This is a genomic window from Paenibacillus sp. WC2504, from assembly GCF_052682475.1.
On record NZ_JBQZFH010000001.1, the window covers coordinates 1,595,629 to 1,608,993 of the forward strand.

The 13,365-nt window shown below is 52.6% G+C and carries 13 protein-coding genes and 1 pseudogene; 12 read left to right on the forward strand and 2 right to left on the reverse strand.

The window, feature by feature from the left end; translation table 11 throughout:
* The first annotated feature begins 8 nt into the window (after nucleotides 1-8).
* Nucleotides 9-998, forward strand: a complete 990-nt coding sequence (locus tag ACUN27_RS07280) for a LacI family DNA-binding transcriptional regulator (protein ID WP_315953516.1) — start codon at nucleotides 9-11, stop codon at nucleotides 996-998.
* A gap of 32 nt (nucleotides 999-1,030) precedes the next feature.
* On the opposite strand, the gene ACUN27_RS07285 is transcribed toward ACUN27_RS07280, so the two are convergent.
* Nucleotides 1,031-1,210 carry a GMC oxidoreductase gene (locus ACUN27_RS07285; RefSeq protein WP_315953515.1) on the reverse strand — a complete coding sequence of 60 codons (180 nt, stop codon included), beginning with the start codon at nucleotides 1,208-1,210 and terminating at the stop codon, nucleotides 1,031-1,033.
* A gap of 243 nt (nucleotides 1,211-1,453) precedes the next feature.
* A complete protein-coding gene (locus ACUN27_RS07290; RefSeq protein ID WP_315953514.1) occupies nucleotides 1,454-2,053 on the reverse strand; it encodes a GMC family oxidoreductase N-terminal domain-containing protein in 600 nt (199 codons plus the stop codon).
* A gap of 663 nt (nucleotides 2,054-2,716) precedes the next feature.
* On the opposite strand from ACUN27_RS07290, the gene ACUN27_RS07295 reads away from it, so the two are divergent.
* The 11 genes and pseudogenes from ACUN27_RS07295 to ACUN27_RS07345 all read left to right on the forward strand — a co-directional run bounded on the left by ACUN27_RS07295 (nucleotide 2,717) and on the right by ACUN27_RS07345 (nucleotide 13,351).
* Nucleotides 2,717-3,871, forward strand: coding sequence for an N-acetylglucosamine-6-phosphate deacetylase (locus ACUN27_RS07295; protein ID WP_315953513.1), 1,155 nt, complete (start codon nucleotides 2,717-2,719; stop codon nucleotides 3,869-3,871).
* A 19-nt stretch (nucleotides 3,872-3,890) separates the two neighbouring features.
* Nucleotides 3,891-4,991 carry an alanine racemase gene (locus ACUN27_RS07300; RefSeq protein ID WP_315953512.1) on the forward strand — a complete coding sequence of 367 codons (1,101 nt, stop codon included), beginning with the start codon at nucleotides 3,891-3,893 and terminating at the stop codon, nucleotides 4,989-4,991.
* Between the two features lie 44 nt (nucleotides 4,992-5,035).
* On the forward strand, nucleotides 5,036-5,440 hold the full coding sequence (locus tag ACUN27_RS07305) for a RidA family protein (RefSeq protein WP_445558616.1): 405 nt from the start codon (nucleotides 5,036-5,038) through the stop codon (nucleotides 5,438-5,440).
* Complete coding sequence (locus ACUN27_RS07310) at nucleotides 5,433-6,929, forward strand: M81 family metallopeptidase (RefSeq protein WP_445558617.1); 1,497 nt, start codon at nucleotides 5,433-5,435, stop codon at nucleotides 6,927-6,929. The genes ACUN27_RS07305 and ACUN27_RS07310 overlap by 8 nt, the downstream gene beginning before the upstream one ends.
* A gap of 23 nt (nucleotides 6,930-6,952) precedes the next feature.
* Complete coding sequence (locus ACUN27_RS07315) at nucleotides 6,953-8,269, forward strand: aspartate aminotransferase family protein (RefSeq protein WP_445558618.1); 1,317 nt, start codon at nucleotides 6,953-6,955, stop codon at nucleotides 8,267-8,269.
* Between the two features lie 13 nt (nucleotides 8,270-8,282).
* Entirely contained in the window at nucleotides 8,283-9,041 is a 759-nt protein-coding gene (locus tag ACUN27_RS07320) for an SDR family NAD(P)-dependent oxidoreductase (RefSeq protein ID WP_315953508.1), read from the forward strand.
* Nucleotides 9,042-9,068: 27 nt separating this feature from the next.
* Nucleotides 9,069-9,871, forward strand: a pseudogene (locus ACUN27_RS07325) (IclR family transcriptional regulator).
* A 14-nt stretch (nucleotides 9,872-9,885) separates the two neighbouring features.
* Nucleotides 9,886-10,827: a Gfo/Idh/MocA family oxidoreductase gene (locus ACUN27_RS07330; RefSeq protein WP_315953506.1), complete on the forward strand. Its 942-nt coding sequence runs from the start codon at nucleotides 9,886-9,888 to the stop codon at nucleotides 10,825-10,827.
* A 37-nt stretch (nucleotides 10,828-10,864) separates the two neighbouring features.
* Entirely contained in the window at nucleotides 10,865-11,695 is an 831-nt protein-coding gene (locus ACUN27_RS07335) for an HpcH/HpaI aldolase family protein (protein ID WP_315953505.1), read from the forward strand.
* A 12-nt stretch (nucleotides 11,696-11,707) separates the two neighbouring features.
* A complete protein-coding gene (locus tag ACUN27_RS07340; RefSeq protein WP_445558619.1) occupies nucleotides 11,708-12,499 on the forward strand; it encodes an SDR family oxidoreductase in 792 nt (263 codons plus the stop codon).
* Nucleotides 12,500-12,607: 108 nt separating this feature from the next.
* Nucleotides 12,608-13,351 (forward strand): SDR family oxidoreductase, encoded by a 744-nt coding sequence (locus ACUN27_RS07345; RefSeq protein ID WP_445558620.1) that lies wholly within the window; start codon nucleotides 12,608-12,610, stop codon nucleotides 13,349-13,351.
* The last annotated feature ends 14 nt before the right edge of the window (nucleotides 13,352-13,365 follow it).

The window sequence follows — 13,365 nt, forward strand, 5'->3', positions numbered from 1 at the left end:
GAAAGCGAATGGTAACTAGGAAGGATGTAGCCGACCGCGCAGGAGTATCCTCTGCGGTCGTTTCTTATGTGTTGAATAATCGGGAGATTGTGAAGGAAGAGACGAAGCAGAAAGTGCTGGAAGCTATTCGCGAGCTTGGCTATCGACCGAATTTATTAGCGCAAAGCCTGAAAACGAAAAAATCGCGGCAGATTGCCGTGCTGATCAACTACCTCGGAAACCCTTTCGAGGCGGGTCTGTTGATTAATATCGAGCAGCATGCGAAAGACAGAGGGTACTTTGTATTTTTCCAAACCTATAAACAAGAGGAAGAAGATGAGCTCAAGGGCTTGTTCATGGGCAGAGTGGATGGGATTTTACTGCTCGGGCAGTCGCTGAAACCGCAGGTGGTGGCGCATTTTCAGAGACTTGATATACCGATTGTCTCTGTTTTGAAGCCGGAGGGGACGGAGTTGAGAATCCCTTATGTAGATGTTGACTGGTTAACTGAGATGGTGAAGTTAGTCCGGCATTTGCAGCAGCAGGGCCATACCCGGATTGGATTTATGGGTGGTGGTGATACGTCGCAACATTATCGAGTCAGGTTGCAGGCGTTCATTCATGCACTGCGGGATACAGGCTGCACGTGGCATTCGGAGGATCTATTGGATGGGGAAGGCAGGTTCGAAACGGCCGAACGGGTGCTGTATGCTGCGTTGACTCATCAGTCCGCCCTCTTTACTGCGCTGGTCTGCGCCAATGATTTGATGGCCGCCGGCTGTCTCGCCGCTTGCCGAAAGGCCGGTGTCCGAGTGCCGGAGCAGCTGGCTGTGGCTGGTTGCGAGGATATCTTGATGTCCTCGCAAACGGACCCGCCGCTTACGGCCATCCATTATCCCCGTCCGCAAATCGGCGAAGCTGCTATGCGTTTGCTGCTGGATACGATAGAAGGAAATACAGCGGAAACGCCTTTCTTTTCAGGGGAACTGATGGTTCGGCGTTCTACGGAAGTATCATAAACTGACGCTCTACCGGGATTATCCGGTAGAGCTTATTTTGCTAATTGATGGATGATATGATCTGCCGTGCGAATCGCTAAGGCAACCGTCGTCAATGTAGGATTGGCGGCACCGCTGTAGGGGATAACACTATTGTCGGCCACATAGAGGTTCGACATGCCATGTACACGGCCATAGAAATTGGTAGCCGAAGTAGAGGGATCATTGCCCATGCGGCAGCTCCCCATTTCGAGTGGTTTAGAGAGATATAATTTTCAAACTGCGGCTCTACAACCCCCAAAGTTTCAATTCCGATATCAAATTCCGGCAGGATTTCTTTATTTTCAAAAACCGGGTACCACAGATATCTCTCTAGATCCGGACCATAAATGATCATTTGATAGGGCTGAACAGCAGTTCGAGGCTTCCAAATAAGAAGCGTTCCCAATACTTCGGGGAAGTAGCTGCGATCAATTTTAACGGTGGCAACGTTTTTGGAGTGGTTCATTTAAATAATGACCGATCGCCTTTCCTTGAATGCCGGAATGCAAGAGAAGGCGCGGGGTTTCCCAAGTACTTGCGGACACGACAATGGTTTTTGCCCGGATGTGATAAGATTTCTTATCGGGAGTCATTACCCGCAGACCTGTTGCGCTTCCATTTTCTGATAAGATTTGAACAGCTCTAGCATTAACAGCTAAATCAAAAGGTCTTAGATTTAAAGCTGAACCCAGAAAGGCAATGGAACTGAATAAAGCGTTGGAGTGGACCTGACCAAACTTCGTTGCCGAAAGATCAACGGCTGTGGGGAGCTCTGTAACTTCAGGAAAACCGCTTCCTCTAAGGATGTCGAGCATGATCGTTGTAAGCGTGGAATCTTGCGTATATCCTTTGGAGACATTCATGATCCGCTCAGCAATATTATAGTAAGGGGTCAATTCTTCGTAGGAAATCGGCCATTCCTGCATGTCGCTGGGATCCATACGGGGCGAAGCCGTTGACCAGAATAAGGTTTTGCCTCCTAGTGCGAAAACTTGAGAGGCCCCCGGGTATTCGGGTTGGGATTTGCCACCCATTGCTGGCATAACCTCCAAAGAACGGCAGGACCTGCCGCCCCGGCACCAACAATAAGCACGTCGTATACGGTTTCTGACATTTGTTCTAATGAAGTTAATGGAATCCACTGTTTGAGATCGGTTTCGGGAGGCTGAGGGGCAGCGATGGGAAGGTGGATCATTCTTTTTGTTTGTGCCGTATAGGAATCCATAACAGGTCACATCCAATCTGCAGAGATGTATATAGCTTATGAGTAGGAGTTCTATTTATGAGGATGGGGTAAATGGAAAATATACTGCTAATCTATGCGGCTCAGTGGCTGGGAGCGGGATAGCAGGAGAAGCTCCAGCTAAATTATTAGAAGCCGGGCGAAATCCCCTAGTTTTGTGAATATTAACGGTAGAAAATCCAGCTGGTTGGACGAAAAGGGGGAAAGTTAAGGGAATTAGATGTAGTAATCGGCGTTATTTATAGCATGTGTGGGGCTGCGCAGAAAAGGTTAAATTCCTCTGATCATAGTAGAATTTTATTGGTTCCGCTATATTTGTATGCGCTTCCAACGATGTAATGGTTACTTTTCTTAGGTGGGTGCAATCTGAGTTTTTTAATCTTTTAGGCCCATTGGTGAGTTGCTATACTCATCAGTGAAACTGTGGTTTCAATTTAAGATGAGGGGTGGCTGGATGTCGGCAAAAGGCAGTAGCGTGATTCAAAACGGCACCATTGTGACAGCAGACAGGTTGATCCCGAATGGACTTGTTCTTATTGAGAACGGGTGGATCGTCGGTGTAGGAGAAGAGGGCAGCATGGAAGTGCCGTTGGGGAGTGAGGTGCTGGATGCGAAAGGAGCGTATATCGCTCCCGGCTTTGTCGATATCCATTGCCATGGCGGAGGCGGGGTGTGGTCGTGGGAACAGCCCTATGAATTTGCTCTTAGCCACCTGAAGCATGGGACGACAGCGATTCTTCCTACTTTTACATACAACGAGAGTCGGGAGCAAGTGCGGGATGGACTGCAAACTATTCTGGCGACGATGGAGTCGAGTCAGCCTTTTGTGGAAGCAATCGTGGGCATACATATGGAGGGGCCGTATATTAATAAAAAATACGGAGCCATCACATCCCCGATCCGTCCGGTTGATCCGCAGGAATATGGTGAGATACTGAGGGTAGCCGGTGATCGGATCAAGATTTGGACGCTGGCGCCTGAACTCGATGGTCAGGATGCTTTTGTAACCGAAGCGGCCAAATACAATATTTCCTTGTCTGTCGGTCACTCCGAGGCGACTGCGGAGCAAATATTCCGTTTTGTCCCTCAGGGTCTGAGAATCGGTTGTCACTGCACAAATGCTTCGGGCGTAACCCCTTCACCATCCCGTTATGGGGGGACGCGTGAAGTTGGTGTCGATGAGGCTGTTCTTGTTCATGACGATATTTACGCCGAAGTGATTCCTGACAGCGAGGGTATTCACGTTCGCCCTTTGATGCTGAAGCTGATTCACAAAACAAAAGGAACGGATCGTGTCATCATTATTACGGATGCGATGCCGGATGCCGGCGTTGACACGGGAGATTCGTCCGATGTGAATTGGAATCATCTCGGTCATTTGGCCGGAAGCCGGCTGACGATGGACAAAGCCGTGCGCAATATGATGGTGCATGCGGGAATCGGCATGGTGGATGCTTTTCGGATGGCTTCCCTCAATCCGGCAAAGGTCATTCACATGGAGGATCAGATGGGGAGCATCGCAGCAGGCAAGCGGGCTAATCTTCTTCTAGTAGATGAGGAAATCCGTATTCAACAGGTTATTTTCCATGGCCAAACCGTAAATCTCTAGGGAAAAAGGCGGTGAAGGAATGCAATTCGAGGAGAACATGGATACACCGGCAATTGTGATTGATTTGGATCGGCTGGATGCCAATCTGAGACGTACTGCGGCATTAGCTTCCCATGCAGCCGTACGCTTGAGGCCGCATACAAAGACGCATAAGAGCATTTGGATCGCGCAGGAGCAGCTGCGGCACGGGGCTTCAGGCATAACCGTAGCCAAGCTAGGCGAAGCCGAGGTTATGGCGAGCGGTGGGGTAGACGATATCCTGATCGCCTATCCCATTGTTGGGCGCCTCAAGCTCGAACGACTCGGGCGACTGCTGCAGCAAGTCAAGGTATCAGTCAGTGTAGACAGCTATGAAGTAGCCAGAGGTTTGTCGGAGCTAGGGGAACAGCTGAAGCTGCGGGTTCCGCTTTATTTGGATGTCAACAGCGGCTTGAACCGCTGTGGGAAAGAGCCTGGGCAAGAGACGGCCGAGCTGGCGGCAGAAATAGCGAAGCTGCCTGGCATCCGGCTCGCCGCCTTAATGACGCATGCTGGTCAAGCGTACAGTAAGAGCCGTGCCGACGATTGTCTGGAAGTCGCCTTGGCCGAGGCGGAAGCGCTGCTGGAATCGCAGCGTGCACTGAGGAGGCTTGGCGTTGATGTGCCCGACATTAGTGTCGGTTCAACCCCGACGTCAAAGTTCATTGGCGCACTCGCAGGCAGCGGTGTCACCGAGATTCGTCCCGGCGCTTACGTATTCGGCGACGGCTCCCAGCTGTACACGGGGCTGATCGGCGAAGAGGAATGCGCCATGCGCATCTATGCGATGGTTGTCAGCACACCGAGACCCGGCACCGTGATCATCGATGCCGGCTCAAAGACGCTGTCGAATGACAGCAGCGCACATCGCAAAGGCTTCGGGATGATCACGGAATTCCCTGATATTTTCGTGGAGAGGCTCAGCGAGGAGCATGGTATTTTGTCCGTTCCGGAGGGGGCTCATTTACAAATTGGTGACGTGGTAGCCATCATCCCGAATCATTGCTGCGCTGTTACCAATTTGCATAATCAGCTGTTGGGCGTGCGGAATGGTCAGCTGGAGCGAATCATCACGGTAGATGCAAGAGGCAAAGTGAAATAGCATGAACGCACATTGAAATAGCCATATGAAGGAGAATGATACGTATGTCACAGCCTATTCATACGAACCTTGCGCCTGAATTTCCACTTCCATTTTCCCAAGCGCTCCGAGCCGGCGATTTTGTCTATGTGTCGGGTCAAGTCGGCGTGGATCCCGCTACCCGTGAAGTCGTAGGCGAAACAATTGAGGAACAAACCGTTCAATGCCTGCGCAATATTGAGACCATTCTGGAGGCGGCTGGTCTTTCGCTTGATCATATTGTGAAAATCAATGCCTTCCTTTCCAGACAGGAAGATTTTCCGGGCTACAACAGGGCTTATGAGAACGTCATGAAGAAGCCTTTTCCTACCAGAACCTCGATCGGATGCTCCATCGGCAGCTATTTAGTGGAGATTGACGCCATCGCTTACGCAGCTTCTCGTCGCGGAGAAAGCCGTGAAAATGAGTAATCGTCAACTGCGGATTGCGGTAGCCGGTATTTTGCATGAGACGAATACGTTCGCGCCGGGCATAACGGATCTGTCCCATTTTCGCGATCAGTGGACAGTTGGCTTGGAGGCATTTACCGCACGGTATGCGGGAACAAGGACCTCCATGGGCGGGGTCATCGCAGCGGCAGCGAGCCATGGCGTCGAATTAATTCCAGGCCTGTATGCAGCGGCAACGCCAAGCGGAATGGTGGAGGCAGCCGCAGGAGATGCGCTCATCAATGAACTTGTGGACAGTATCGACAGCAGAGCGGCAGGACTTGTTGTCATCCTGCACGGTGCCATGGTAGCTGAGCCATATCCGGATTATGAAGGCGAATGCCTTAAGCGTCTTCGAGCGAAACTGGGGCCGGAGTTTCCGATCGCCATGACGCTTGATTTGCACGGCAATATAAGTCAGGACATGGTACGCCATGCTGATCTGATCGTCGGGTACGATACCTACCCGCATGTGGATATGTACGAACGAGCTGTCGAGGCAGTTGATTTGCTGATCCGTAAAATCCGAGGGGATATTCGTCCAGTAAGGGCGTTGGCGCATACGGGAATGCTGGTTGTGCCGCAGGGCATGTTGACCAATAAGGGCAGCATGAAGCAGCTCATGGAGCTTGCGTTCAGCATGGAGCGCATCCCTGGCGTGCTAAACGTAACGGTGGCGGGAGGCTTCCCCTACAGCGATGTGCCGGATGCAGGCATGTCGTTTGTTGTGACGACAGACGGTGATCCAGACCTGGCGAATCGATGCGCTTCGGAACTTGCGCAAATGGCTATCGACCATAAAGCGTCGTTTAATGTTTCCTGTCTGACACCGCGTGAAGCAGTAGCTGAAGCTCTCGCCCAGCCGGAAGGACCCGTCATTATCGCGGAAGGTTCCGATAATGTTGGGGGAGGCGCTCCAGCTGATGCGACCCATGTATTAGCGGAGCTGGTAGACTCGCCGCAAAAAGCTTTGATCGTGATCCGCGACCAAGAAGCGGTGGAAGCTGCCGGGCAGGCCGGCATCGGAGGCACGTTCGAAGGCTGGGTCGGCGGGAAAAGCGATACACGGCACGGCAAGCCGGTCCGGATTAAGGGGAAAGTCCGGCTGCTGTTTGACGGGCATTATCGGCATGTCGGGCCTTATATGACAGGGCAGCGCGCAGAAATGGGCTTAACGGCTGTCGTTGAATGCGGACAGCTGACGGTTATATTGACGGAAAAGCGGGTGGCCCCGTGGGACGTTGGTCATGTACGCTCCGTCGGTTTATGGCTGGCTGATTATCACATTATTGTAGCCAAGTCGGCGCTCGCTTGGCAGACGGCTTTCGGATCGTTCGCCAAGCATGTCATTAACGTGGATTCACCGGGGTGCTGCAACGCGAATCTGGCGCATTTTGACTATCATCGGGTCCTGCGCCCTGTTTATCCGTTTGATGAGACGCCGGCCACTAGGTTCGGAACGTATGAGTAAGCCATGAATAGGGAGGATTCACGATGAAGCAGGTTGAGAATTCGAGGCAAAAATATACGGAATCACAGGCTTACTTGGCTGGCGGAGTGGCAAGCTCCTTAAGAAGCGCGATGAAACCTACACCTTTGTTCGCAGCTGCAGGATCAGGTCCGAGAATTCAAGATGTGGACGGCAACGAGTTTATTGATTACTTGCTCGGCTATGGACCCTTGATTCTAGGCCATGCACACGAAGCAACTGCTTTACGTGTCTATGAAGCCATGCAGCGCGGGATTACCTTCGGACTTCAGCATGAGGGAGAGATCGCGTTAGCCCGCCGATTGACGGAGATTTTACCTTGCGCGGACAAGGTGGCGTTAAGCGGGTCAGGCACAGAAGCGGTCATGCTGGCGCTCCGTTTAGCTAGGGCGCACACAGGCAAACGCAAAATCGTCCGCTTTCACGGCCATTATCACGGGTGGTCAGATACGATTTTCACCTCGTTCCCAAGCTCGGATATGCGCAAGTCCGATACAGCAGCCGGCCTGGCGGAGGATAAGCCGATTGTCGCAGGCACCGGCGGGCAGAGCGAGTTGGCGCTGGAGGAAATTATTCTGCTGCCATGGAACGATGCTGCTCTGCTGGAAGCTGCGCTCCGCGAGCATAAGGATGACATTGCGGCGGTCATTTCCGAGCCCGTGATGTGCAATTCGGGCTGCGTGCTGCCGAAGCCGGGTTATCTGGAGCGCATGCAGGAGCTGACCAAAGAGCTCGGCATCGTGATGATCCTGGACGAAGTGATTACCGGTTTCCGGCTTGGCCTTAGCGGGGCGCATGGGCGGTTCGGGCTGAAACCGGATTTGGTCACGATCGGCAAAGCGTTGGGCGGAGGGATTGCCATTAGTGCCGTGGCCGGCAGGAAGGTAATCATGGCGCTCATTGAGAACGGGACGGTCAGCCATCTGGGGACGTTGAACGGGAATGGTGTTGCAACAGCTGCCGCTTTGGCGACCATTGCGGAACTGTCGCAGGAGGAGGGAGCGGTTTTTGCGAAAATGGAAGCAAACGCAAGCAAGCTGGTCGAAGGAATTCGCAGCTTACTCGCGAAACGTGCGATGCCAGGCGTCATCAACCACATTGGGCCAGTCTTCCATATGATGTTTACGCAGGAGCCGAAAGTAGACGATTTCGCTTCTTTCACGAAGCGGGATGCGACGAAGTATACCGAGTTTTCGGGTTATATGCTGGAGGAGGGTGTGCTGGTCCGATCGAACGGACTGTGGTACCTTTCTGCTGCACATGGGGTACAGGAAGTGGAAGAGACTTTAGCGGCTATTGATCGAGCGCTGGCTCGCTTATAAGGGGGATAACCAGATGAGAATGACAGATCAGATCGCGCTTATCACCGGCGGCTCAACCGGCATCGGGAAGGCGACGGCTGTCCGTTTCGCCGCTGAAGGAGCCAAGGTGGCTATCACCGGCAGAGAGAAGGGGGCGCTTCAAGCAGCCGCTGCGGAAATTGCGGAACAAGGCGGGCAGGTTATTTGGATTGATGGCGATGTACAATTTAAAGCGGATGTTGACCGGATGGTAGATACGGTGCTAGGGCATTGGGGCACGATTGACGTATTGGTCAACAATGCCGGGATTTGCAGCCCGGCCTCCTTCCTGGAGATCGAGGAAGCGGAGTGGGACCGGCACATGGCGATCAATTTGAAAGGCACGTTTCTCGCCGGGCAAGCCGTTGCGACAGTGCTCGCCAAGCAGGCCAAAGGCGGCTCAATTATTAATATGTCCAGCGTGAACGGTCTCGCAGCAGAGAAGGATCAAGCGCACTATAATGCAACCAAGGGCGGCATCAACTTGCTCACCATGTCCATGGCCATTGAGCTTGCACCGCTTGGTATTCGCGTCAACGCGCTGTGCCCGGGCTTTATCGAGACAAGGCTCACGAAGCCGCTGATTGACAATCCAGCCGCTTTCGGGCCGTACTTGCAGACGATTCCGATGGGACGCGCCGGGGTACCGGAAGAGATTGCAGACGCTGCGTTGTTTATGGCGACGAACGATTCGCGTTATATGACAGGCCATTGCCTCGTGGTGGATGGCGGGCAGCTCATTAAGCTATCTTAACGAAGGAGAGCGAACCTACCTATGAGCATGGATATAAGTCAGAAACAGGAACGCTACACCATCCAAACGATTGATAAAGCGTTGGATTTGTTGGAGCTGCTGGCTGAACACGGTTCCCTGAATTTGCTGGAACTGACGGATCTGCTCGATCAACCCAAATCATCCACGTACCGAATCGTCTTGACGCTGGAGCAGCGGGCTTTCATCAGTAGAAGCAATGACAACGGCAAGTATTGCCTCGGCTACAAGCAATTGATGCTGACGCGAGGATTGTTGGAACGCAACACACTAAGAGCTTCAGCGATGCAAGAAATGAAGAAGCTCTCAGAGCGCTATGGAGACACGATTAACTTAGGCGTTCTAGTGGACGGTGAGGTGCTGTATGTGGACATCATTGAGAGCACACAGCCACTCCGCATGACGGATACCGTTGGTTCCAAATCCCCCTTTCATGCCACAGCAATGGGAAAAGCGATGAGCGCTTACTTGCCGGAGGACCAAGTCAGGGAGATGATTGCACGTCATGGATTGCGGCGAAGACCAAACATACCCTTGTTTCACCTGAATCGATATTTGCTGAATTAAATCAGGTCAGGCAGCAAGGATTTTCATTGGATGATCAAGAAATTGTAGAGGGTGCGCGTTGTTTGGCTGCTCCCATTTTTAATATGTATGGGACCATCGAGGGTGCAGTTAGCCTATCCGGGGCCATGCACCGATTTGCTCCGGACGTTGTGCCCGAAATGGCGGAAAGCATCAAGACGGCTGCGCATGAGATCTCCCGAAAGCTGGGTTACCCCTATGCACCAACCGTTATGGACGATAAATGAGAGGAGAGCTCCTCATGCAACCCTTACGCATTGCGGTCCTCGGGATGGTGGATGGGAATGGTCATCCTTACTCCTGGAGTGCCATGTTCAATAACTATGATCAAGTCGTGATGGCAGATTGTCCTTATCCCGCTATTCCGGCTTATCTTGCAAAAGAACCGAAAGAAAAGCTGCAAATTCCAGGCGCGTCGGTGACGCACATCTGGACCGATGATCCCAAAGACGCGGAACACGTGGCAAAAGCCTCCCTCATTCCTCATATCGTTAGCAGGCCGGAGGATGTGATCGGGCATGTGGATGCTGTGATGATCACGACGGACAAGGGCTACGAGCATGTGGAACGCTGCCGGCCGTTCGTCGAAGCGGGCCTTCCCATTTTTGTCGACAAACCGCTGGTGGATAATGAGCCTGATCTTAGGCAATTCCAGCGCTGGGTACGGGATGGCGCCAGAATCATGTCATCCAGCTGCATGCGCTACTGCAAAGAATTCATGCCTTACCGCACTTCGATACATTCTTTAGGACAGCTTCGTTATACAAGCATCACGACTTGCAAAAGCTGGGAACGCTACGGCATCCACGCTTTGGAGTCCATTTACCCCATTCTAGGCCCCGGTTTTCTTTCTGCACAAAACGTAGGAACCAAGGAACGAAATATCGTGTTATTCAAGCATCGCACACATGGCGATGTTGCTGTGATTGCGATTGAAGATCTATATGGTTCGCATGGCCTTTTGCAGTTGTGCGGCACGAGTGCGAGCGCTACCGTCAGTTCCCAAGATACGTTTTATTCCTTTAAAACTCAGCTTGAAGCCTTTATCGGTTATTTACATACAGGAGAACGTCCTTTTCCATTCAGTGAAACAGAAGAATTAATGCGTATGGTTATTGCCGGTATTCGAAGCCGGGAAGAGGGCGGAAGAATAGTCCCTCTGGAAGAAATCGCTGCGGATTAAGTCCGCTTTTCGCATACACCTGAAGGAGGTCGAAAGGATGACAACACAATTTCATATGCGTCCGAGTCGCGTTTTACGCAAGCTTAGATCGGGGGAAACGGCGATTGCGCTGAAGTTAAATCTCGCTGACCCGCGAATTACGGAGATGGCTGCGAGGATTTCCGGTGTGGATTGCCTCTGGACGGACATGGAGCATGTCCCCAATGATTGGGCTGTGATCGAGCGGCAAATATGGGCGGCGAAAGCTTATGACGTGGATGTCCTTGTGCGCGTGGCGAGGGGCAGCTACAGCGATCTGATTCGCCCATTGGAAATGGATGCAGCGGGGATCATGATACCTCACGTGATGAGTCTGGCGGATGCCAAGCAAATTATCCATCAAACGAAGTTTCATCCGCTCGGCCGCCGTCCTCTCGATGGCGGAAATGCCGACGGCGCTTTCTGTAATTTAGACTTGGGCGATTACATTTCTCAGGCGAATGAGCAGCGCTTCAATGTGCTGCAGATTGAAGATCCGGAGCCGCTAGCCGAGCTCGAAGAGATGATTGCACTGCCTGGACTGGACATGATCTTCTTCGGTCCCGGGGATTTCAGCCAAGGCATTGGCGCCCCTGGCAAGTGGGACCACCCGCTGCTGCTGGAAACACGCCAATCGGTGGCGCGCCTCGCTCAGAAACACGGCAAGTTTGCAGGAACGGTAGGCAGTCCGAGCAATCTGTCGGAGTTGACGGCAATGGGCTACCGATTTGTCAGTGTGGGAGCGGATGTCGTTGGGTTCGGTCAATATTTGAGCGGGATTGCCTCCAGTATTAACCGCGTATCCGGAACCGGCACGGATTCTGTCTACGGCTCGACGAAGAGCAGTTAAGGAGGCCGGGTTATGTATACAGAGCTATTCTCTTTACAGCAAAAAAGCATTGTGATCACGGGAGGGTCCGGTTATCTTGGATCGGCGCTCACGGAAGCGATGTTAGCCTTTGGCGCTGATGTTACGGTGGCGGATCTGACGTTCCGTACAAATGCTGCGCTGGAAGCTGCGATTCAGGAAGGCCGTCTGCGCAATATCGTCTGCGATGTTTCGGATACGGCTTCAATCCGCAATATGATGCAGATGCATTTCGCAGCGAGCGGCAGGTTGAACGTTCTGGTCAACTGTGCGACCTATGGAGCCGGTTATGGCAAAGGAGCAGAGCTGGAATTTATGACAGATGAAGTGTGGCAAAAAGGCGTGGACGGAGCGGCAGGAACAGCGTTCCGCTGTATTCGGGAAGCCATTCCGCACTTCAGAGAAAGCGGTGGCGGTTCAATCATCAACTTTGCCTCGATGTATGGCGTTGTTTCGCCTGATCCTTCCATATATGGCGACAGCGGTGCGAACAGCCCGCCGAATTATGGCGTTGGCAAAGCGGGCGTCGTCCAACTGACCCGTTATTGCGCTGCTCATTTGGCGAAATACGGGATACGCTGCAACAGCGTATCTCCGGGACCTTTTCCAAACACCGTCATCGGTCAGAATGAAGATTTCATTGAGAAGCTGCAAGCTAAAACCATGCTAGGCAGGGTAGGGAAGCCTGAAGAAATGACGGGTGTCGTCATCATGCTGGCTTCCGATGCCTCCAGTTATATGACGGGCTCGAACCTGATGGTGGACGGCGGATGGACGGCTTGGTAACGATAGGAAGGCGATGCTTTCACAAGGGGCCGCAAGTGACACAAGGGACAGGAGGAATTCGATTTGAATTCGCATGTGATGCAAAGTTTCTCGCTAACCGGCAAGACGGTGTTACTGACAGGAGGAGCCGGGCTGTACGGCACACAAATTGCAATCGCTTGTGCGCAGGCCGGAGGCAGCGTGTACGTAACGTCACGGGATGAATCACGTCTGGAAGCGATTGAGGAGAAGTTCAGACAAGAGGGTTGTACGGTGCATGCCATCCAATTCGACCAAGAAAATCTGTCCTCGATTGCTGCGATCCGTGATAAGCTGGAAGAGCGGGAAGGAAAGTGCGATGTCCTCATCAACAATGCGGTTGCCCGCACGATGTCGCACTACAACGATTCGCTCGAAAGCTTCGCCCGCAGCATGGCGGTTAACGCGACCGGGTTGTTCGAGATCACACGGGTGATCGGAGATTGGATGGCCGAAAAGGGCTCGGGTTCGATCATTAACATCGGCTCGATTCAAGGGATGGTTGGACCCGATCCCACCCTTTATGAGGGGCTTCCTTTGAATGGCTTGGTCCCGGACTATTTCTTCCACAAAGGCGGCATGGTCAACTTTACCCGATTCATCGCCAGCTATTATGGCGCGCGTCAGATCAGGTGCAACTGCATCTCGCCTGGAGGTTTCCAGACCGAGAAGAATCTCCCTGAATTCGTTCATCGCTACAACGACAGAACCATGTTAGGTCGCATGGCGAAGTCGGATGACATCTGGGGCCCGATCGTTTTCTTAGCCTCCGATGCTTCCCAGTACGTAACCGGCACGAACCTCCCGGTAGACGGGGGTTACACAGCGAAGTAAACATCCATACACAA

What these genes read in the sequence shown, in the direction of transcription:
- ACUN27_RS07320 (WP_315953508.1), top strand. Translation starts at nt 8,283, where the DNA reads ATGAGAATGACAGATCAGATCGCGCTTATCACCGGCGGCTCAACCGGC.
- ACUN27_RS07315 (WP_445558618.1), top strand. Translation starts at nt 6,953, where the DNA reads ATGAAGCAGGTTGAGAATTCGAGGCAAAAATATACGGAATCACAGGCT.
- ACUN27_RS07295 (WP_315953513.1), top strand. Translation starts at nt 2,717, where the DNA reads ATGTCGGCAAAAGGCAGTAGCGTGATTCAAAACGGCACCATTGTGACA.
- ACUN27_RS07290 (WP_315953514.1), bottom strand. Translation starts at nt 2,053, where the DNA reads ATGGGTGGCAAATCCCAACCCGAATACCCGGGGGCCTCTCAAGTTTTC.
- ACUN27_RS07305 (WP_445558616.1), top strand. Translation starts at nt 5,036, where the DNA reads ATGTCACAGCCTATTCATACGAACCTTGCGCCTGAATTTCCACTTCCA.
- ACUN27_RS07310 (WP_445558617.1), top strand. Translation starts at nt 5,433, where the DNA reads ATGAGTAATCGTCAACTGCGGATTGCGGTAGCCGGTATTTTGCATGAG.
- ACUN27_RS07340 (WP_445558619.1), top strand. Translation starts at nt 11,708, where the DNA reads ATGTATACAGAGCTATTCTCTTTACAGCAAAAAAGCATTGTGATCACG.
- ACUN27_RS07280 (WP_315953516.1), top strand. Translation starts at nt 9, where the DNA reads ATGGTAACTAGGAAGGATGTAGCCGACCGCGCAGGAGTATCCTCTGCG.
- ACUN27_RS07330 (WP_315953506.1), top strand. Translation starts at nt 9,886, where the DNA reads ATGCAACCCTTACGCATTGCGGTCCTCGGGATGGTGGATGGGAATGGT.
- ACUN27_RS07335 (WP_315953505.1), top strand. Translation starts at nt 10,865, where the DNA reads ATGACAACACAATTTCATATGCGTCCGAGTCGCGTTTTACGCAAGCTT.
- ACUN27_RS07300 (WP_315953512.1), top strand. Translation starts at nt 3,891, where the DNA reads ATGCAATTCGAGGAGAACATGGATACACCGGCAATTGTGATTGATTTG.
- ACUN27_RS07285 (WP_315953515.1), bottom strand. Translation starts at nt 1,210, where the DNA reads ATGGGCAATGATCCCTCTACTTCGGCTACCAATTTCTATGGCCGTGTA.